17 protein-coding genes are annotated in these 20870 nt (G+C 62.7%); 11 read left to right on the top strand and 6 right to left on the bottom strand.

All coding sequences use genetic code 11. The features are described from left to right. Nucleotides 1–5 precede the first annotated feature (5 nt). Genes EK373_RS32070 through EK373_RS32090 form a run of 5 tightly spaced genes read left to right on the top strand, consistent with a single transcriptional unit; the run spans nucleotide 6 to nucleotide 5227 of the window. On the top strand, nucleotides 6–1511 hold the full coding sequence (locus EK373_RS32070; protein ID WP_129649457.1) for a M81 family metallopeptidase: 1506 nt from the start codon (nucleotides 6–8) through the stop codon (nucleotides 1509–1511). A 14-nt stretch (nucleotides 1512–1525) separates the two neighbouring features. Then, on the top strand, nucleotides 1526–2485 hold the full coding sequence (locus tag EK373_RS32075) for an ornithine cyclodeaminase family protein (RefSeq protein ID WP_129649458.1): 960 nt from the start codon (nucleotides 1526–1528) through the stop codon (nucleotides 2483–2485). Next, the gene (locus EK373_RS32080) at nucleotides 2482–3453 is read left to right on the top strand and encodes a threonine ammonia-lyase (RefSeq protein WP_129649459.1); all 972 of its coding nucleotides are present in this window, start codon (nucleotides 2482–2484) and stop codon (nucleotides 3451–3453) included. Before EK373_RS32075 ends, EK373_RS32080 begins: the two co-directional genes overlap by 4 nt. Continuing rightward, on the top strand, nucleotides 3450–4676 hold the full coding sequence (locus EK373_RS32085; protein ID WP_129649460.1) for a cytochrome P450: 1227 nt from the start codon (nucleotides 3450–3452) through the stop codon (nucleotides 4674–4676). Before EK373_RS32080 ends, EK373_RS32085 begins: the two co-directional genes overlap by 4 nt. Next, a complete protein-coding gene (locus tag EK373_RS32090) occupies nucleotides 4673–5227 on the top strand; it encodes a DUF3995 domain-containing protein (protein WP_129649461.1) in 555 nt (184 codons plus the stop codon). Before EK373_RS32085 ends, EK373_RS32090 begins: the two co-directional genes overlap by 4 nt. Here the strand turns inward: EK373_RS32090 and EK373_RS32095 are convergent. Further along, nucleotides 5193–6359: an NAD(P)/FAD-dependent oxidoreductase gene (locus tag EK373_RS32095; protein WP_129649462.1), complete on the bottom strand. Its 1167-nt coding sequence runs from the start codon at nucleotides 6357–6359 to the stop codon at nucleotides 5193–5195. The two genes, EK373_RS32090 and EK373_RS32095, sit on opposite strands and share 35 nt — an antisense overlap. Nucleotides 6360–6475: 116 nt before the next feature. On the opposite strand from EK373_RS32095, the gene EK373_RS32100 reads away from it, so the two are divergent. Then, entirely contained in the window at nucleotides 6476–8065 is a 1590-nt protein-coding gene (locus EK373_RS32100; protein WP_129649463.1) for an N-acyl-D-amino-acid deacylase family protein, read from the top strand. Here the strand turns inward: EK373_RS32100 and EK373_RS32105 are convergent. From EK373_RS32105 to EK373_RS32115, 3 genes are all read right to left on the bottom strand, one after another. Beyond that, complete coding sequence (locus EK373_RS32105) at nucleotides 8043–8816, bottom strand: helix-turn-helix domain-containing protein (RefSeq protein ID WP_198683818.1); 774 nt, start codon at nucleotides 8814–8816, stop codon at nucleotides 8043–8045. The two genes, EK373_RS32100 and EK373_RS32105, sit on opposite strands and share 23 nt — an antisense overlap. A 130-nt stretch (nucleotides 8817–8946) precedes the next feature. Further along, a complete protein-coding gene (locus tag EK373_RS32110; RefSeq protein WP_129649465.1) occupies nucleotides 8947–10575 on the bottom strand; it encodes an N-acyl-D-amino-acid deacylase family protein in 1629 nt (542 codons plus the stop codon). A gap of 24 nt (nucleotides 10576–10599) precedes the next feature. After that, complete coding sequence (locus tag EK373_RS32115) at nucleotides 10600–13335, bottom strand: TonB-dependent receptor plug domain-containing protein (protein WP_198683819.1); 2736 nt, start codon at nucleotides 13333–13335, stop codon at nucleotides 10600–10602. A gap of 231 nt (nucleotides 13336–13566) precedes the next feature. On the opposite strand from EK373_RS32115, the gene EK373_RS32120 reads away from it, so the two are divergent. From EK373_RS32120 to EK373_RS32130, 4 genes are read left to right on the top strand one after another with little or no spacing between them, the layout of a single operon-like run. Beyond that, nucleotides 13567–14856: an alanine racemase gene (locus tag EK373_RS32120; protein ID WP_129649467.1), complete on the top strand. Its 1290-nt coding sequence runs from the start codon at nucleotides 13567–13569 to the stop codon at nucleotides 14854–14856. Between the two features lie 11 nt (nucleotides 14857–14867). Beyond that, complete coding sequence (locus EK373_RS33280; RefSeq protein WP_157994637.1) at nucleotides 14868–15986, top strand: YkvI family membrane protein; 1119 nt, start codon at nucleotides 14868–14870, stop codon at nucleotides 15984–15986. Continuing rightward, complete coding sequence (locus tag EK373_RS33285) at nucleotides 15983–16567, top strand: helix-turn-helix domain-containing protein (RefSeq protein WP_157994638.1); 585 nt, start codon at nucleotides 15983–15985, stop codon at nucleotides 16565–16567. The genes EK373_RS33280 and EK373_RS33285 overlap by 4 nt, the downstream gene beginning before the upstream one ends. After that, nucleotides 16552–17007: an Lrp/AsnC family transcriptional regulator gene (locus tag EK373_RS32130; RefSeq protein WP_129649468.1), complete on the top strand. Its 456-nt coding sequence runs from the start codon at nucleotides 16552–16554 to the stop codon at nucleotides 17005–17007. Before EK373_RS33285 ends, EK373_RS32130 begins: the two co-directional genes overlap by 16 nt. 49 nt (nucleotides 17008–17056) lie before the next feature. Here EK373_RS32130 and EK373_RS32135 read toward each other — a convergent pair whose 3' ends face one another. Beyond that, nucleotides 17057–17854, bottom strand: coding sequence for a tryptophan 2,3-dioxygenase (locus EK373_RS32135; RefSeq protein ID WP_198683820.1), 798 nt, complete (start codon nucleotides 17852–17854; stop codon nucleotides 17057–17059). 310 nt (nucleotides 17855–18164) lie between these two features. On the opposite strand from EK373_RS32135, the gene EK373_RS32140 reads away from it, so the two are divergent. Further along, entirely contained in the window at nucleotides 18165–19391 is a 1227-nt protein-coding gene (locus EK373_RS32140; protein ID WP_129649469.1) for a GGDEF domain-containing protein, read from the top strand. 114 nt (nucleotides 19392–19505) lie between these two features. Here EK373_RS32140 and EK373_RS32145 read toward each other — a convergent pair whose 3' ends face one another. After that, nucleotides 19506–20867: a sensor histidine kinase gene (locus tag EK373_RS32145; protein ID WP_198683821.1), complete on the bottom strand. Its 1362-nt coding sequence runs from the start codon at nucleotides 20865–20867 to the stop codon at nucleotides 19506–19508. Nucleotides 20868–20870 lie beyond the last annotated feature (3 nt).

The following is a 20870-nucleotide window of genomic DNA, read 5'->3' on the forward strand; positions in this document are numbered from 1 at the left end:
CATTCGTGCGCATCCTGACCGCCGCCATTGTCACCGAGACCAACACCTTCTCGCCGCAGCCCACGGACTGGGAGCAGTTCCAGGCATGCGGGCTGTGCTGGCGAGAAGGCGACTACATCGAAGAGACCGCGTTCACTGCCCCTGTCCTGCTGATCAAGCGGCTGGGCGAACGTGATGGACACGAGGTGGTGCTCGGACCTTCGGCCTACGCCGATCCGGCCGGGCCGACCCGACGCGGAGTTTATGAAAGCCTGCGGGAGGAGATTTTGCGACGGATCGAAACCGATGGACCGTTCGATGCCGTTCTGCTCACGTTACACGGCGCCATGGTCGCAGAGGGTTATGAGGACTGCGAAGGCGACCTGCTGCACAAGGTACGTGAGCGCGTCGGTGCGACCGCGTTCGTAGGCGCCATGCTCGATCCGCATTGCCATCTGACCGCGGCCATGGTCAGCGCTGCGGACGCCATCACGATCATGAAGGAATATCCACATACGGACGGCGAACAGCGCTTGCGAGAGTTGTATCGCATTTGCCTGCGCGTGCTGGCCGGCGAGATCCGGCCCGCCGCCGCACTGATCGATTGCGGGTTGGTGGGAGTGTGGCCAACCTCGCACGAGCCCATTCGATCGCTGGTCGACCGGATCAGTCTCCGCGAGACGCACGAGCCGATCGTTTCCATCGGCTTCGCCCATGGTTTTCCGTGGGGCGACGTTCCAGAAGCCGGAGCCCGCGTTCTGGTACTCACAAACGAAGCGCTCGACGTGGCGGAGTCCACGGCAGTTGCGATCGCCGATGAAATCTGGTCGCTACGCGATTTCGCGCGGATCGAGACGGTCAGCGTCTCTGAAGCGCTGAGCGAAGTTGCCGTCAGTCGCCAAGGCCCGGTTGTTCTAGCCGACATCGCCGACAATCCGGGCGGCGGCGCGCCGGGCGACTCTACTTTCATCCTGCGCGAAGCTTTGAACCGCGGGCTGAGAGACATCGCCATCTCACTCGTCCACGATCCACAAAGCGTAGATCAGTGTTTCGACGCTGGGCTCGGTGCTCCTGCGAATCTGCGGATCGGCGGCAAACACGGCCGCGTCTCTGGTGAACCGCTCGAGGTGCGCGCAACGATTCGCGGGCTGAGCGAACGACATTCTCAGCAATCCCCAGCGGAGGGCCCAAGGATTCCGCTGGGCCGCTCTGCATGGGTCGAGATCGATGGCGTGCACGTTATTCTCACGCACTCGCGGTACCAGGCGGTCAGCCCCGACGTCTTTAGCGGACTCGGACTCGATCCCGCGGCGCTACGTGCTGTGATCGTCAAATCCACAAATCACTTCCGCGCACGATTCTCAGCCATCGCAGATCGCATCCTGAGTGTGGATACACCGGGCGCGCTGTCGCTCGACTTCGCCAATCTCCCCTACCAGCGTCGAGCGCGGAACGTTTGGCCCCGGTGCGACAGCCGGCCCGAGCAGACGGTCGTACTGCGCCAGCTCCAGCCGCGTCGTTTCATCCTGTGACATTGGAACATCTCATGCAGTTGCGTGTCATCGACTCGATTCTCATTCGCCTGCACCTGGGTTATCCCGCCTGCATAGCACTAGTGCGCGAGGCGATGCAGAGTCTTTCCCGCGGCAAGCCCATCCATGCGCCCAGGCAGATCCTGCCGTTGCGCACCGGCCAGGCGTTCGGCGTCATGCCCGGAGCGATGGGCCTCGGAGAGGTATTCGGCGCCAAGTTGGTGAGCGTGTTTCCTCCTGGCGCTGGCGCGCACTCGTCCCATCAAGGCGTAGTTGTGCTGTTCGATCCGGACTCCGGCGCGCCCGTGGCGATCCTGGACGCCGGCGAGATCACTCGAATACGGACCGCCGCTGCGAGCGCCGTCGCTACTGCTGCGCTGGCGCGCGCCGAAGCCTCGCAACTCGCAATCCTCGGTTATGGTGAGCAGGCGCGAGCGCACATCGCTGCAATCAAAGAAGTGCGCCCGCTTTCGCGCATCCTCGTATGGGGTCGAGATCGCGAACGACGTGAACGCTTCGTCGCCGAGGTCGCCGAGTCGAGCGGCATCGCGTGCATCGCCGTAGACAGTGCGCAGGCTGCCGCCAGCGAGGCCGACATCATCTGCACGACCACTTCGGCGAGTGAGCCCATTCTCGAGGGTGCATGGGTACGTCCTGGCACACACGTCAATATCGTTGGTTCCAGTCATGCAGGTCCGGCGGAAATCGATGTGGCTCTGGTGGTCGCGTCGCGCTTCGTCGCGGATCATCGTGCATCGGTGTTACGACAGGGGGCTGAGTTCCTGCGAGCCAAGGCGGCTGGCCGTGTCGACGACGATCATGTCGTCGCCGAAATCGGCCAGGTGCTGCTGGATGAGGTGCCGGGTCGCAGTAACGATGAGCAGATCACCGTGTACAAGTCGCTGGGCCACATCGTCCAGGACCTGTGCAGCGCCTGGCACGTGTATCAGGCAGTGATGAGGCATGACCGATGAGCACCACGCAACGACTCCACGAAATCGTCCTGCAAGCGCGGCACGCCGATTTCATCTCCGCATCCGAGCGCCTGGCGCCGTATGTGATGCCCTCCCCGCTCATAGCGTTCCCTGGCAGACCAGGGCGGACATTACGCTTGAAGGCGGAGAATCTGCAGCCGCTCGGCTCATTCAAGATCCGTGCGGCGTTCAACGTTCTGCTGCAAGCCGCGAGTCGGCGCAGCCTGTCACGCATTGCAACTGCAAGTGCAGGCAACTTCGCGCAGGGACTCATGCTCGCCGCACGGCAGCTGGGCGCGCAACTGAGTGTGCACATTCCAGACACGGCCGCCGAAAACAAGCGCGCCGCGCTTCGAAACATGGGCGCGAATCTGTTTGTTCATTCCTTCACTGACTGGTGGCGGATCCTCATGACACGCGAAACGGGCGCGGCGGAAGAGCTATTCATACATCCGGTATGCGAACCCGATGTGATCATCGGCAACGGCTCGATCGGTGTGGAACTGCTCGAGCAATGGCCTGAAGTGGACACCGTCGTCGTCCCCATCGGCGGCGGTGGCCTGGCCGCGGGAATCGCCCTGGCGCTCCGCTCGGCAGGACGGCGCATTCGCATCGTCGGCTGCGAGATCGAAACGGCCGCACCGCTCAGCGCAGCACGCGCCGCGGGCCGCCCGGTGCCGGTGAATCGCGCTCCCAGCTTCGTCGACGGTATAGGCTCGAACTGCGTTCTCGATGAAATGTGGCCGCTGTTGCGCGATCTCATCGACGATGTCGTTGTCGTGAGCGTGGAACAAGCGCGTGCAGCCGTGCGCACACTGGCACAGACCAATCACCTGGTCGTCGAAGGGGCCGCCGCAGTCGCGTTCGCAGCTGCCAGCTCGCCCGACTTCGAGGCGCGCAACGTTGCAGCCATTCTTTCCGGCGGCAACATCGATCACCGTGTGCTGTGTGAGATTCTGTCTTCATGAGTAGCGCCGCCATGCATTGCGCCTCGCCTCCGGATTTCCAGACTCGCTTCCCGCTCGGAGCGAGCATCAGCGTTGCCGAGCTCGAGCGCGATCCCTACCCCTTCTTCGCTCGAGTCCGCGAGCGCGAACCGCTGACCTGGGTAGAAGCACTGAAGATGTGGTACGTCACGGGATACGATGACGTCCGACGTGTGCTGATGGACGGCGTGAACTTCACGGCGACCGCCGAACGTTCACCTATTCGCGACACCTTTGGCGAACAGATGCTGAGCAGTGAGGGGGAGGCGCACAGGCGATATCGCCGGGTATTCCTGCAGGGATTCAGCGCAGTCAGCGTAACTCGTCTGGAATCTCATATCAGAGCGGCCGCGGCAGGATTGGCCGATGAGTGCAGCGGCGCGTCTACAATCGAGCTGCGGACGCGTTTCGCGAGCCGCCTGCCGATCCACACCATCCTGTTGGCGTTCGGGATGGAACTGGCGGCCGAGCAGGATCTGCGCCGCTGGTATGACGACTTCGAACGTGCTCTGGCGAACTTCGAAGGCGATCTGCACACGCGCGAACGCGCTCAAAGTAGCACAAAGCAGTTTCATGAGTACCTGCACGCAGGATTACAGGCCGCGCGCCGGAACCCCGACGACTCGCTCCTGTCGAGCCTCGTGCAGGCGCCGGCGGATCGGCGCCTGAGCGACGAGGAACTCGTCCGCAACCTCTCCATTGTTTTCTTCGGCGGCATATCCACCGTGGAGGCGCTGATCCTGAACAGTCTATGGGCGCTGTCCGCGCATCCGGAACTGATCGAACGCGTGCGCAGTGATGAGGCCCTGCTGGCGAATGCGATCGAGGAAACGATGCGCTGGCTGGGCCCCGTGCAGTCGGCGACTCGATACGTGGTGCAGGACGTGGAGTTGCGAGGAGTGACGCTGCGCGCAGGCGAAACGGTGAATTGCATGCTCGGCGCGGCCAACCACGATCCTCTCATGTTCCCTCATCCGGAACGCTTCGACATCACACGCCCGAACCTGACCGCGCACATGGGCTTCGCGACCGGGCATCACATGTGTCTTGGCTTCCGGCTGGCTAAAGCGCAGGTGAGAATTGCGCTGCAAATCCTGCTATCGCGCTTTGCTCCGTTCGAAGTCATCGATCGAGAAGCGAATCCGCCCACCGGCTACGAGTTCAGGCAACCCCGCGCCATGTGGATTCGGGGAGCTGTGCGATGAGCGCTCGCGACAATGGCATGTCCTCGCGCGCATCCACACTAGCGGGCTATGCCGTTGCATTCTGGTCGCTGCTTTATCTCTTGCCTCATCTGGTGTGGGCGCTCGGCGTGAGGGCGGGATTCGTAGCTCTGCATCCATCTATCGCGACGCTTCCACAATGGCGGACCATCAATTGGATTGCGTCCGCTATCCTTGGGATCGCCGCCCTGCTCGGCCTCGCATTACGACGGCGCTCTCCCAACGCAGCGGTACATCGCGCGAAGCTCACCGTCGCATGGTTTGGCTCGTGCATAGCGACGGCGCACGGCCTGGTGGGCATCGGCATGCGAATCGCAACGATCTCCGGCTGGCCGCAGCCTGCTGTGCCCGCCTGGCTCTACTGGGATCTGCTGGTTTTCGAGCCCTGGTTCCTGATCGAAGGCGTGTTGCTCGCACTCGCCGGCGGCTTGTTGCTGCCGGACAGATCACAACGTAGACGATGGGCCTTGCTGTGCGTGGCGGGCACAGCTATCGCAATCATCTTTGCGCTGATGCGAGTGAAGATCTGGTGAGAGGCGCTGGGCGCCGAAGGCGGTCCGGACTGAGCGCTTCGAGAGTGACACCGCATGTCGCCAGATCCTCCGGCAATCCTTGGCCGCGTACCAGCGATGCGGCGAGACGCGCCATCGCCGGCGCCGTCTGCACACCGTAGCCGCCCTGCGCGGCCAGCCAGAAAAAGCCCGGGACATTCGCATCGAAGCCGACCACCGGCGTACGGTCCGCCACGAAATTGCGCAAGCCTGCCCACTTGTGCTTGACATGCCTGACATCCAAAGTCGTCGCCGAGCACACGCGATCGATGGCGACTGCGATGTCCCACTCCTCCGGCTGCACATCGCTTGGCTCCACTGGAGTCTCATCAGCGGGAGACAACAGCAACAGCCCCGCATCCGGTTTGAAATAGAACTGCTCCTCGATATCCAGCACCAGTGGCCACGAGCCGATCTCCACGCCAGCGGGCGCGGCCACCAGCAAAGCAGTACGACGGCACGGCTGCAGTTCGATGCCTGCCACTCCTGCGAGACTCGCGATCTCATCCGCCCACGCGCCTGCGGCGTTGATGACCACTGGAGCGAAGTAGCGGGCATCATCGGTGATCGCAGTCCACTCGCGCGCCGCGTACTCCAGACGCGTCACACGCGACGACATGACGGTAACGCCGCCGCGAGCACGCAGCATGCGCAGATAGGCCTGATGGAGCCCATGCACATCGATATCGCAAGCGCCCGTCTCGTACAGTGCCCCGGCAACGCACTCAGGGCGAAGGATCGGACAGATCTGCAGCGCTTGCTCGCGCTCGATTCGCTTGACACGCGCACCAACGTGATCCGCCGATTCGAACTCGCGTAGCGACTGCATTTGCTGCTCGGACGCGATGTACATCACGCCACGAGGCCCAACCAGAGGCGCGGCGGCGAACTGCGCAGGAGGATTGAAGAACAGAGGGCGACTGGCCTGCGACAAGCTGCGCACGACCGGGGCGCCGTAGGTCTCCGAGAACAGCGCGGCGGACCGTCCCGTCGAGTGATATCCGGGCTGCCGCTCAGCCTCGAGCAGCAGCACTTTGTGAGACGCTGCCAGTTCGGCGGCCGCCGAAGCGCCCGCCAGTCCGCCGCCGATCACGATGATGTCGAACCTATCCATCCGGCCCTCGCCTGCCCAAACGCACTCACCGCTCCGTCCCGGAGCACTCTTTAGAAGTCGCATTGAATCATGAAGTTTGCTAAATTGGAAATTCAATTTTCCATTGTGGAAATGACATGCATCCAGCAATGCTCATCGCGATGGCTGCCGGCATATCCATCGCCGCGTCGGCCCTTGCCACGCCCAGCGCGGACGAACCCTGCTACGACCTGGTCATCCGTGGCGGACTCGTCCTCGACGGCTCCGGCGCCCCGGGCGAGCGCATGGACATCGCGGTCCGCGGCGATCGCATCGTCCACATGGCCAATCCCCTCGATCTCTGCGCCGTGCACGAAGTGGATGCGCGAGGACTTTATGTGTCCCCTGGATTCATCAGCCTTCACGACCACTCTGTGCCGGAGGCTTGGACCACGGCGGAAAACCTGCTGACACAAGGAATCACGTCCGCAATCACCAACGCGGACGGACGCGGCGAGCCCAACCTCGATGATCAATTCCAGTCCAGCGAGGGATTCGGCGTAAACATCGGGCCGTATGTCGGCTTCAACGCGATATGGCAGTCCGTGATGGGCTTGAACGACCGCCGGCCGACGCCGGCGCAGTTGCAGCGCATGCGCGATATGGTTGCTGCCGGCATCCAGGCCGGCGCCTGGGGCGTGTCGGCGGGGCTCGACTACAAGCCCGCTTATTGGGCGCGAACCGATGAGGTGATCGAGGTCGTTCGGGCAGCGGCTGGCAGTCACACCAATTTTCCGAATCACGAACGCCTCAGTGAGGCGAACGGCACAAGCTCGCTGGCAGGCATTGCGGAGACGATCACAATCGCAGAGCGGGCGCAGCTCATGCCTGTGATCACACACATGAAGCTGCAGGCCGGCGACCGAGGCAAGGTGGCAGAACTGTTCGCGCTCCTCGATCAGGCGGAGCGCCGCGGTGTGCACGTCGGAGCCGACGCTTACCCCTACACGTATGGGTACACCGGCAGCGTCGCCCAGCTCCTGTTTCCCGCTTGGGCACAGGAAGGTGGACGCGACGCGACGCTGGCGCGACTTGCTCGTCGGGAGTTGCGGCAGCAGACGACGGAATACATCGGGCGACAGATCGAGACCCGCTGGACAGGCATCGACGGAGTCTTCTTTCCCAAGTCCGGTCGCAGTCTGCAGGAAGTCATGCACGAGCTCGACCTCGACGATCCCGGCGAGGCCGTCATCCGCCTCTATGAGCAAGGCGATCAGCCCATCATCCTGCACTTCGGCCAGGAGCAGGACGTGAAGGCGATCCTATTGGATCCTCGAGTTGCCATCTCATGCGACTGCGGCGCCACCTCGGCGAAGTACGGACATCCGAGGTATTGGGGCGCCTATCCCCGTTTTCTTGGTCGCTATGTGCGCGAGCAGCGCCTCATGAGTTGGCAAGAAGCGGTGCGCCGAATGACGGCGCTGCCCGCTGCGATGATAGGAATGACCGAGCGAGGGCTGTTACGGCCCGGCATGGTCGCGGATATCACGATCTTCGATTCGCGGACCATCATGGACCATGCGACTATTCAAGAACCCACGCAGCGCTCGGAAGGCATACGCCACGTGATCATCAACGGCACTATTGCGCTAAAGGATGGCATACCGGCCAGCGCACGCGCCGGCAAACTCTTGCGGCGGTCGCCGAACATGCCGTCCGAGAGCGTCAGCGGCGCTTCGCGCCCTTGAGTTTAGCGGGCGCCCGGCCTCGGGCTGCGCGACGCTCGGGCTTTTCGGCAGAGGCCTTGCTGATCACCGGCGCTAATGCAGCCGCAGGCGGCTGCGGCACGGCGACGCTGCGAGCTTGGAGTTCCGAGGCGTGCACGCCGGTGCCAGCACAGATCGACAGCACTCTGCAGGGCCCTTCGGCAGCGGCGATATATGCGTGCCCCATGCTGCTGTCGAAAAAAATGGAGTCGCCTGGATACAGCTGCACGGGCGCATACAGTTCGGAATGGAACTCCACGACGCCCTCCAGCACGAACGAATATTCCTCGCCTTCGTGTCGGATGAACTCGCCGAATTCCTCGATACTGCGATGCTTGATCTCGCCCAGCAGGGGCACGAACTTTTTCTCGAGCAGATCGGTTGCCTGGAATATCTGGCGATAGGCAGGCGTATCGATCACGCCGCCTTCACCATTGCGGGTGATGCTGCGCCTGCCGTTGCCGGCGCCGCCCCCGGGTTTGCGCTCGGCGCCGGACGCTGCAGCCTGCTCGCCGAAAATGCTGGCAATCTCGATGCCCAGACCTTCGCTGATCCGCGCCAGCTTGTCATAGGTGAGCGACATCTTGCCGTTTTCGACCTTCGACAACGTCGAGGTCGGCAAGCCGCTGCGCTTGCTCAACTCGGCGAGCGGCCAACCGCGCTCGCGACGCAGGCGTTTCAACACGGCGCCGGGCTCGTGCGGCCGCCGCTCCTTTTTCAATTGCTCAGTCATGCTTGCCGCGCCCGCAAGGGGCAATACCCTTCCCGTAGGGAAGGTTAGCGCCCCCGCCATGTTTCAACAATTGAAACTTAGACTGGCGGCGCAAAACGCCCCGTTTCAGCGGCGCTTGCGGCCTGCGTCCCTAGTCGGCTTGCCGATACCCCGGACCTCTGAGCACGAGCCCCGGCCTGGCGCCGGTGTGCCGTCCCTTGTCGATAACCACGCGGCCGTTCACCAGCACATACTCGATGCCCGCCGGGAATGCCGTGGGGTTTTCGTACGTGGCGAGGTCATCGAGTTGTTCCAGATTGAAAACTGTAATGTCGGCGTGCATTCCCGGACGCAACAGCCCTCGCCCGTCCAATCCCATCCGAGCCGCGGGCCAGGACGTCATTTTCCGAACCGCCTCCTCGAGCCGCAGCACTTTACGCTGCTTGACGTATTTGGCGATGACGCGTGGGAACGTGCCGAAAGCTCGCGGATGCGCCAGACCTTCTGCAGGCAAGGCCCCACGTTCGGCCACACCTGCGTCGCTACCGATGCTGGTCCAGGGGAACTGCAACGCGGTCGCGACGTCCTGCTCGGACATCAGATGAAAGAACCCCATCGCGCGCTTGGGCAGCGCGGCTAGCACGACGTCCCAGGCGGCATCCGCCGGATCACGCTCCAGTTGCTCGCCAATCTGCTGCAAGTTCATGCCTTCGTACTGGCGGTACTGCGACGAATGCGCATTGGCGAGTGTGATATTGCTCCACCCGCCTGCCGCCTTCACCAGATTGGACCAGCCCGGCTGCGAGCCCTCTTGCAGCTCGCGTTTCAGACGAGCGCGTACCGTGGGATCAGCCAGCCGCTTCATTCCTTCGTCGACTCCATCGGCGAAGATCCAGTTCGGTGCAGTGACGCTCAGGCCCGTGCCGCCGGCCGTGTACGGATACACATCGGCGGCGATGTCCACTCCTCGATTGCGGGCCTGCTGGATCAACGCGCCGGCTTCCCGCATCAGCGTCCCCCAGCCTAGCGCATAAGCCGCTTTCAAGTGATAAATCTCGACTCGCGCACCGCTGCGATCCGCGATCTCGATCGACTCGGCGATGGCCTTCAGCAAGTCGGCGCTCTCATCGCGCATGTGGCTTGCGTACATACCGCCGTAGCGAGCAGCCACTCGCGCCAGCTCGATCAGATCCTGCGTACTCTGAAAGCTTGCGGGCGGATAGATCAGCGCGGTTGCCACGCCGAAGGCGCCCGCCTCCATCGCTTGTGCGACCCGCGCCTTCATTGCGTCCATCTGCTTCGAGTCAGGCGCCCCGGCCGCGTCGCCCATGACTTCGATGCGAGCCTGGTGCGTGGCGTAGTACGAACCGAAGTTCATGGAAACGCCCTGACGCTGCAACTGTGCGAAGTAGTCCGCGAGCTCCGCGGCTTTGACGGGCACGCCGCCTTCGCCGCTGATGGCCGTGGTGACGCCCATTCGGACCTTGTTTTCTGCCGGTCCGATCGACAGGCCCGCTCTCGCGGACTGGTCCATCATGTCGATCCAGCCGGGCGAAACATACAAGCCTTTTGCAGCGATCTCGCGCGCCCCGTCACCATCGATGCGCCCGATGGCGACGATCCGCCCATCTTTGACGGCGACGTCGCCGTTACTCCAAGGGTTGCCAGCGCCGTCGATCAGGCGTCCGCCGCGAATGACAACGTCATACTTCGGCGCGGCCTCCGCCGCCGGCACGGCGAGCGAACACATCAGGAGTATCGATATGAGAAAGCTGCGCATTGCTTTCACCCTTCAGCCATCGGCTCAGAAGTTGAACCTCAGGCCCGCGACAAAGTACCGGCCCATCACATCGTAAATCTGCTTGTTGGTAGCAAGCGGTATGAACACCGTGTCGGGCGCGACTGGCGGGTCGCGATCGAGCAGATTGTTCACGGCAAAGAGCGCCTGTGCCTCGCCACCGCCGAGCATCATAGTGTGTTGTAGAGACAAATCCACATAGAAGCGGCTGCTCACAGTGTTGTCGTCTATGCCCCGCTCGCCTCGATTGAAGCGGGGATTGAACGTGTGATCGTAGGCGCCGCCGCCAACATAGCGCCCCTGCAATTGCACGGTCGTCGGACCAAGGGTGTATGCGACGGACGCGTTCCAGCGCCAGTGCGGAATGCCATCGACGAACGGACCGACATCTCCAGCGCGGTCGATCGCATTGACGCCGTCATCCGTGATGAGCGTGTCCACATATGTTGCCAGCGTGCGCACCCACAAATCACCGGGCGCGCCGCCAATCAGGTTCGACAGTGCCGTGGAATAGCTGAGCTCGAAATCCGCGCCACGCGTCTTGAGCGTGCTCAGATTGATCAGGGTCGCCTGCACCGTCTCGATGGCGCCGGATGCATCTCGTTGAATGAGCGAACACAGTTGCGCCGCGCCGTTGGCACAGCGTGAGACGATGTCCTGCGCCTCCAACGTGCCGACCGCGCCTTCGATCTCGATATTGTAAAAGTCCAGCGAAGCGCGCACACCCGGCGCCCAACCAGGCTCGTAAACCACGCCGGCCGTGATCGTATCGGCACGTTCGGCCTCGAGGTCGGGATTCCCTCCGCGCAGCATGCGAATGTTGGTCTGCAGTCCGGTCGACGGGTCGATCACGGTGCGGAACACCGTCGAGGTTTGCGCAAACAGCTCGCCAAGATTCGGCGCGCGGATATCGCGGGAACGCGTCGTGCGCAAGCGCAGGCTGTCGTTGATCTGCCAGGTCGCACCCGCCTTCCATGTCGTTTCAAAGCCGCTGACGTTGTAGTCGGCCCCGCGCGCTGCGAGATTGAGATCCAGTTGCTTGGCCCAGGACGTAGCGGCGGCGAGCGGAATCACCGCTTCGACGTACGCTTCGCGCACGTTGTAGGAGCCGTTGAGCGGCGTCGCGTTACCAAGAGTGAACGAACCGGCAGCCGTCAGCGCGTCCACCGCCTGCTCGGTCGCATCGCGCCGGTATTCCGCGCCGACCGCAGTCGAGATCGGACCGGCCCAGGTCGACAGCGGCTCACCGCTGAGATTCACACCGTACACGGTCTGCTCGAGCTCGGTGATCTGCCGCTGATCGGCGGTGATATAGGCGAGCGCAGCCGCCGAAGGTGAGCCTTTGCCGAAGATGTTGAGCGCGACGCAGCCGTCATCCGGATGGGTGAGGCTGGACCGGCAGACGGACTGCCCGCTGATGGGATCGATGACGGAATCGAGTGCTTGACGGAATTGCGGTTCCAGCCGGTTGTTGTTCAATCCGCCCTCGATCCTGGTCCTGCCATATTGCGCGTACGCATCCCAGCGCCACGTTGCGCCGAACGAACCGTTCATTCCCAACACTCCGCGCTTGGTGACGTTCTCGTTTTCGCTGCGCACGTAACCAAAGTCGGTGTTCAAGCGGCCCACCAGCAGTTCATCCACGCCCGCGAGCTGCATATCCTGGCGCAGCGAGTCGGGCAGGAAGGCGTTGTCGCGACGGATACGCAACGTGCCGAAATCGAATGTCGGAAGAATGGCGAAGTCGCTGTAGGTGCGCCCGTAGGACGCTTCCGCGAACACGCTCAAAGTGTCCGTGACGTCGAACGAGCCGCGCGAGAACACGGCCCGGCGCTCGACTGGCACCTGCAGCGTGACGTCGTAACCAAGGTTCACGCCGTCGCCACCCTGCATGAAGCTGGTTCCTGCATGTTGGCCGCGCACGAACGGCTCGGGAATGCCCCCCGGACCGAACTCGATGTTTCGAAACGCTCCGGGCCCGACGATGAGCCCACCTTCGGTGGCGTTGGCGATGTGCGCATCAGGCACGATCAGTCGCTGCGGCTGACCTGTCCCGGCGACGTAGGCGGGATTGGCAATGACCTGCCAACCCTCGCGCCCCCAATCGCGATCGGATTGCTTGAGCACTCCCTGGTTGTCGGCGGCTTCAGCGGAGATCGCGAAGTGACCGCGGCCTGCGGCAAACGACGCTCCATACGTCAGGTCGGCGCGATACTCTTCGCCATCGCCCTGGTTGGACAGGCCGTACTGAGCGCCGCCGCTGAACCCCTCGCGATCGTGGTCGAGGATCAAGTTGACGACGCCCGCAACCGCATCCGAGCCCCAGGCCGCCGAAGCGCCGCCAGTCACCACTTCGACGCGCTCGATCAATGCACTCGGAATCACGTTGAGATTGAAAGTGCCGGCGGCGTTGCTCGGCACGTGACGCCGGCCATCCACCAGCACCAGCGTGCGACTGGCGCCAAGCCCGCGCAGCGCGAGAATGTTCTGACCGGCGGAGCCGGCGGACGTGGTGGTCGAGCTCGGCGTCGTCGAGGCCTTGAACGAAGGGGACTCGTTGAGCAGGTCGGCGATATTACTGGCGCCGCTGAGCTTGATTTCCTCCGCGCCCAGCACTGTCGTCGGCGTGGGTGCCGCGAAACCGCTGCGGTCGATGCGAGACGCCGTCACAACGATGTCTTCGATCGCGGTGGCGCCGCTCATCTCCTGTTGAGCGAAGGCAGTTCCCGGCAGCAATGCCACGCACACGGCGCTTCCCAGTACGGACCTGACGGCCCCGAATCGCTCAGACATCGATCGTCCCCCTGCAAGCACGTTGATCACCCGGCGCGGGTCGGGCCGCGCCGTCCCCACAGCACAGCACCAAGGGGTGTTGGTGTCAACGAAAATTTTCTATTTTGGAAAAATAGATTTTCTGCTTTAGCATGGCATGCGAAACACGGCCGGCACGGCCCCCACAGAGCACGACCTCCAATGCAGCACTTCCGTGACCCTAGCGACGCGGCTCCCCTCGACTGGACCTGCAAGGGCATCCCCGAACATCTTCTCGGCAGGACCAGCAGCGAGATCGGTGCATTGGATCTGCCGCTGTTCGATGCTGGCGTGCTCTTCCCGATGGCGGTACTGCGCGAGGATATCCTGCAGGCCAACAGCCGCTGGATGATGCAGTTTCTTGGCATGTTCAACGCGCAGCTGGCACCGCACGGCAAGACCACGATGAGCCCGGATCTCATGGCGCTACAGTTGCGGGATGGCGCGTGGGGATTGACGGCGGCGACCGTCCATCACGTCCGCGCCTACAGGCGCTGGGGCGCACGACGCATCCTGATGGCCAATCAGCTCGTCGGCGACAGCGAGATCGAATGGATCGCCGCGGAGCTGGCGCGCGATGCCTCGTTCGAGTTCTTCTGCCTCGTCGATTCCGTCGCGCTGGTCGAGCATCTCGCCGAACGCCTTGCGCGCCATTCACTGCGCCGGCCAGTGAACGTGCTGTTGGAAATGGGCACCAGCGGCGGACGCACCGGCGTTCGCACTATCGAACAAGGTGTGCAGGTGGCCGTCGCCGTAGCCAGCAAGCCGCAGCTTGCCTTGTGCGGTGTGGAGACCTTCGAGGGCTTGTTTCTGGCCGAACCGGATGCGGAGCAACGCGCGGAGCAGATGCTGCTCGCTACTTTGGATCTAACGACGCGCTGTGAGCAACTCGGGCTTTTCAACACCCCGACCGTGCTGTTGAGCGGCGGCGGCTCCAGCATGTTCGACCTGGCGGCGCGCCTGCTGTCACGTCACGCCCTGTCGCGGCCTGCGCAGGTCATCGTCCGCTCGGGCTGCTACATCGCGCATGACGACGGCATGTATCGCTCGCTGTTCGAAAGGTTTCGGCAGCGCATGCCGGTTCCGGACGAGCTCGCCGGCGGCCTGCGCCCGGCGCTGCAGGTGTGGGCGCGTGTGCAATCGAAGCCCGAGCCCGGCCTGATGATCTGCGGACTCGGCAAGAGAGACGTGGGCAACGACATCGCGCCGCCGACCCTGCTCGGCTGGCTACCGCAAGGGTCGACCCGGATGCGCGCCATCGAAACGCAGTGCACGGTGCGCGGCCTCAACGATCAGCACGCACACATCGTCGGAGAGTGCGGGCAGTTCGCGGTCGGCGATCTGGTGGCGTTCGGCGTCTCGCATCCTTGCACGACCTTCGACAAATGGCGCGCGCTGCTGACCATCGATGAGCACCTGCACATCACGGGCCTGATCCGCACCTACTTCTGAAGGACACACAAATGGTGTGGCAGCGCTACTTCCTCCCCGCTTTCACCTTCATGTCGGTCGTGATCGGCGGCGGCTACGCCACGGGACGCGAGTTGGTCGAGTTCTTCATGCCCGCGGGCCCGATCGGCGGGCTGCTCGCGATGATAGTGACGGCCGCGGTCTGGAGCATCATGTTCGGACTTTCGCTGGCCGTGGCGTGCGCCACGCACAGCTACGACTATCGATCGTTTTTCCAGCAGCTGCTCGGCCGCGGCTGGATCCTTTTCGAGATCGTATATCTGCTGTTGCTGATCCTCGTGCTCGCGGTGCTCGGCGCCGCGAGCGGAGCAATTGGCGCCAGCATGTTTGCCGCGCCAGAATGGGTGGGCGCGGTGGCTTTCCTGTCGCTGGTGGGACTGTTCATCTGGCTGGGTGGATCGGCGATCGAGCGTCTGTTCTCTCTGTGGGGGCTGGCCATGATCATCGCGTACCTCGCGGTCCTCGCGATGTGCATGATTCATTTCGGCGAGAGGATCGAGAGTGTGTTCGGCGCCGGACAGTCCCCCGCGCCGGGCTGGCTGGCAGGAGGGTTGAAATACGCCGGCTACAACATAGTCATCGCCCCCGCCCTGCTTGGGTGCGCTCGCTACCATCGCAGTCCTTCAGCAGCGTTCGTTGCCGGCGCCCTGGCCGGGCCGGTGGCGATTCTTCCCGGCGTGTTGTTCTACATCGCGATGCATGCCGCCTACCCAGCCATTCAGGACGCACCCATTCCGCTGACCCTGCTGCTCGATCGGCTCGACACTCCGTGGCTTGCGTTGATCATGCACACAATCGTGTTCGGCACGCTGGTACAGACCGGCGTCGGCGTGCTGCATGGATTGAACGAGCGGCTGCTGGGAGGAGAACGGCACGTTGCCGATTCGAAGAATCGTTTCATGCGGCTTGCCGTCAGCGCCGCCGCATCGATGGTCGCGGTCGCACTGGCCACCTGGATCGGCCTGGTCGATCTGATCGCCAAGGGGTATGGATATCTCGCATGGATCATCATCGTCGTTTACGCCCTGCCGCTCCTGAGCGTAGGCGTGTGGAGGATATGCCAGTCCCGTGCGCTGAAAAGATCGGCAGTCGCAAGCGGTGTGGCCACATGACAGCGGCGAAGCCGACGCTCGGCAACTTCTTGCGCAGTTTTCGACGTGAGCGGCACTGGACCTTACGGGAAATGAGCGCCCGAGCGGGTATTCCGTCCTCGACCCTCGCCAAGGTCGAGCACGATCGACTGTCACTCACGTACGATCGACTGGTGCAGCTCGCGGAGCGCGTGCAGCTGCCGATATTCCGGCTGTTTTCGCCAACGGAAGATTCGCCTCGACCGAACAGTCCGATAGGCAGCGCCCGCCGCAGCATCGGGCGCCTCGCCGATGCGCCTCGCTCCAGCACACCTGGCTACGATAATTACGAGCTATGCGCGGAGCTGCGCCAGAAGCGCATGCTTCCATCGATGACGCTCGTCCGCACACGAGAACTCGGTGAGCTGCAACGCGACCACGGCGAACAGTTCATTTACGTCCTGTACGGTTGCGTCGAAGTTCACACTGAGTTCTATGCACCCGCCTTGCTCACCGCTGGGGAGTGCATTTATATCGACATGGACATGGCTTACGGATGTATCGCGGCTGAGAATTGCGACGAGGCAAGTGTTTTGCGCGTGCTCGCATGCTCGACAAGATAGAAATTGCACTCCTGAGCGCTCTCGAGAACGACGCTCGCCTTTCTTTTGCCGAGCTCGGCGACAAGGTGGGACTTTCCAAGACCCCCTGCTGGTCGAGGGTCAGGGACCTCGAGAAGCGCGGCATCATCAACGGCTATCGTGCGGAGCTCGATCCTGCAGCGATTGGCCTGAACATCCATGCCTTCGTGCAGGTCACCCTCGAATCGGCGAAGCACGTGGAGTTCGAGGCTGTCGTCCAGCGGCATCCCTCGATCGTGCGCTGCTTTGCCACGGCCGGGGATGGTGACTACCTCCTGCAGGTTCTGGTTTCAACCATCGCCGATCTGGATAGACTGTTGCGCGTCGAGATTTCTCGCCTGCCGGGCGTGGACCGAATCTCAACCACTGTGTGCGTGAAGACGGTGAAGCATCGCACCAGCATCATCGACTGCATGCGCTGACATGCCGAGTACATTCGGCGAACCAAAAGTCACGTGGGCACGGCCCGCCTCAAAGAGCCGTGCGCACCGAGAACAACTCGGGAAAAAATCGTTGATCGATCACTCTGGCCAGATACGGCACGCCGGGAGTGCCCCCTGTGCCGGATTTTCGGCCAATGATCCGCTCGACCGTCCGTAGATGGGCGTAGCGCCACAACTGAAATCGATCCTCCAGATCGACTAGTTTCTCCGCAAGCTCGTACAGGTCCCAGTACTGCTCGTTGTTGCGATAGACCTCTGCCCACGCGCCTTCTACGCCGCTCGAGATCCGGTAGGGCCGAGAAAAATCCCGTTCGACATGATCGACAGGGATGGGCAGGCCACGGCGGCGCAAGGTCCGCAAGGCCTCGTCGTACAAACTCGGTTCATGCAACGCTTGCCGAAGCGCATCGTGAGCGGACGTATCCTCGGCGAATCGATTCAGGTGCGCTGCGTCCTTGTTTCCAAGCAGGAATTCGAGCAGCCGGTACTGCTGAGATTGGAAACCTGAGCTCGTTCCCAAGAGATGACGAAAGCCCAGGTAATCCGACGGCGTCATGGTGCCCAGAACGTCCCATGAATGAATCAGCTGTTTTTGGATGGCTGCGACTCGCGCCAGCATCTTGAACGCTGAATCGAGTTGATCCGATGCGATGCAGTTGCGTGCGGCACGCAGCTCGTGCAGGCACAACTTGAGCCATAGCTCGGAGGCCTGATGAATGATGATGAACAGCATTTCATCATGGCTGTCCGAGCGAGGCGCCTGCTGAGCCAGCAAACCAGGCAGGCGCAAGTATTGTGCGTAAGTGAGTTCTGCCGCCATTCTCATGAGCACTCGTGCCAAGCTTCGACCAGTATGGCGAAGCTGGCCGAGAACATTGTTCCAGACGTGGGTCGGATTTCCATGCGCCTGCAAACGACCGTGATCAACTCGGGGTCTTTCTCGAAACAATATCCAGCAGCGCGCAATTTGGGCGCTGCCCGTGCTCAGGCGATTCGAGCGGACGGCCGGCCAGCTCACCCCGGAGCCCCAGTGGACTCAGTCAACAGTCTCATTCCAGCGAGGCGGCGGCTGCTTCCGTGGTGCAGATTCCGAACAGGTCACATTCGTTATGGCAAGAACGGCTTAGTCTTGCGGCATGATCAACGGGGCACCACTGAATCTCGCCGCAGTTCCGGATTCGCCGCATGCGGTGGAGTTGCAGCGTGCTCAGCAGGACCTGCGCTTCAGCCCCGAGCTGGAGGCGGAGTACCTCCGCATCCGTCTTCTCGATAGTCGTCTCGTCATTCGTGTGACGTGCGCCCTGGCCGCTGTGCTGGCGGTTGCCCGGGGCGTCGAACAAACGGCGACCGGCTTCCCGGTGGGCGGCCCTGCGATCGCACTCGCCCTCGTTACCATCGCGTCCGTGCTGTTGGCGTCCCTGGCGTGGAGCTCGGCTTTCGAGCGCCTCTTTCTTCCCTTCGCCCGTCTGATCGTTCCAATCAGGAATGTGGTGGTCGCCGGATGCATAGCCGCGGCCGCAGCGGATGGTCAGCGCGAAATGCTGATGTTCCTGCCGGTGCTGTTGTTCGGCCCCTTTTTCTTCCTGGGACTGAGCTACCGAACGGCGCTGCTCACGAGCATGCTGACTGCAGCTTCCTTCGTCGTTCATGCCGCGCTTTCCGGGTTGGCTTTACCGGTGGCGCTGCGCTCCATTGCCTTCCTGCTCATTGCCTTGGCGGGATGCGCCGTCGCCGCTCGACATCTGGAACGACTGTCACGCACGTCCTTTCTCGAAACCCGCCTAATATCGCAGCTGGCTCAACACGACACGTTGACCGGCACCAAGAATCGCCGTGTATTCGACGAGCACCTGGCACGCCTTTGGCCGCAGGCTGTCGCAGAGCGACGCACGATAGCCATCCTGTTGCTCGACGTCGACCATTTCAAAGCCTACAACGACTATTACGGGCACCAGGCAGGCGACGGCTGCCTGCGTCAGATCGCCGAATGTTTGCAGTCGATCGTGCGGGGTCCGCTCGATGTGTTGTCCCGTTACGGCGGTGAAGAGTTCGTCGCCATGCTCTTCGACGTCAACATCGGTCAGGCCATGGCCATCGCCGATCGCGTGCGCCGCTCCGTCCACGAATTAGGAATCGAACATCGGGGCTCTCGCACGTCCGCGACCATCACCATCAGCATCGGCGTCGCCGTCATCGAACCCTCCGCCGCCCGAACCCCTCGCGGCGCCCTGCAGCTCGCAGACCAAGCGCTCTATGCCGCGAAGGTCAGCGGCAGGAATTGCGTTCGGGTAATGAATGAGGCCGATTACGGAATGCTCGTGACCGGAGTGTTCACCAAGCAACCTTGGGCGGAAAAGCCTTAGTCCCGCGGTCGGCGTGAGGGGTGTCGCAGATCGGAGTGTGACCGCCCAATGACTCACGAACCCGATCGAGTTCCCTCCAAGAATTTCGAGTGCGCGCCGAGCAACGCGTGAAACTTACGTAGGTTTGGGAAACTCCATCACGAAACGAGCCCCGCGGACCGCATTCGCGTCGAGCGACAGGCGTCCGCCTTGCCGCTCCATGATGCACTTCGCGATTGCGAGCCCCAAGCCTGCGCCGGGGCCAGACGCATTGGGACCGCGGCGGAAGCGCTCGAACAGGGACGCAGCGGCATGCGCAGAGATTCCGGGCCCATCATCGGCAATAATCACAGTGGCAGAATCAGCGGACAGCGTGATCGACGTGCCGGCGGGCGTGTACTGAATCGCGTTCTCGATCAGGTTGCGAAAGACCAGGCGCATCAGTGTTGCATTCCCGTGCGCAGGCACAGCGGCGTCAGGCGTTGCGGCAGTCACGTAGTGCTCTGATTCGAGCGCAACAGGCGCCAGCTCCCGAGCCACTTCCAGCGCCACGGCGTGCGCGTCGAACGCGGCAAACTGGAACTGTTCCTGCGAATCGAGGCGCGCAAGACAGAGCAATTGCTCGACGAGGCGCGCGAGCTGTTCGATTTCCAATGCAACATCGCCCAGCTCCTGCGCCGAAAAGCGGGACTCGAGCCGTGCTCGCAACGTTGCAAGCGGGGTACGCAGCTCATGCGCAGCGTTAGCGGTAAATTCCCTCTGCACGCGATAGTCCGCTTCGAGTTGATCGAGCGAGGCGTTGACTGCCTGAACCAGCGGAACGAGCTCCCGAGGAAGGTTTTTAGCATGCAACCGCTCGTCCAAACGATGCAGCGACAACGTCGAGGCCTGATGCGAGACGGCGCGCAACGAGCGCAGCGACGACAGCACCGTCACGACCACGACGCTGACCACGGCGATCAGCAGGAGGGCAATCGGCGGATACAGCTCGTCCAATGCGCCGAGCATGAGCTGGGCGACCAGGCTCTCCGCATCTTGGAGATTCCGCACCACACGCAACCAGTATCGGCCGTGATGATCATCGAGATCGAGCGCGGCAGCCATGATGCTGTTGCCCGACAACGCATCCGTTTCCCGCTGCATGATGACCTGCCCACCGCCTTGAGCAGCCGGCAATGGCAGATACGGCGCAGAGAAACCGCCCGACTGCAGCACCGTGCCATCAGCGCTCAGCAATTGATAACCGTTCAATGCATCCGGTTGGGCGTAGAACTCTTGCAGGGACCGCGGCAACTCGAGACGCGGTGGGCCCGTCCCTGACACGATCGATGCACGCAGGTCCTGCACTTGGACGGCGATGCTCTGGCCTTCCAGACCCATAATCCCGTCGCGAAATTCGAAGTACAGCACCAGATAGCTGCCGGCCAGCGCCAGCACGACCACGATGGTCAATCGAACGACGAGTGCTCGAAGAAGGGATGGAGATGGAGCACGCATCGA

Source organism: Peristeroidobacter agariperforans, from assembly GCF_004138335.1.
Classification (GTDB): Bacteria; Pseudomonadota; Gammaproteobacteria; order Steroidobacterales; family Steroidobacteraceae; genus Steroidobacter; species Steroidobacter agariperforans.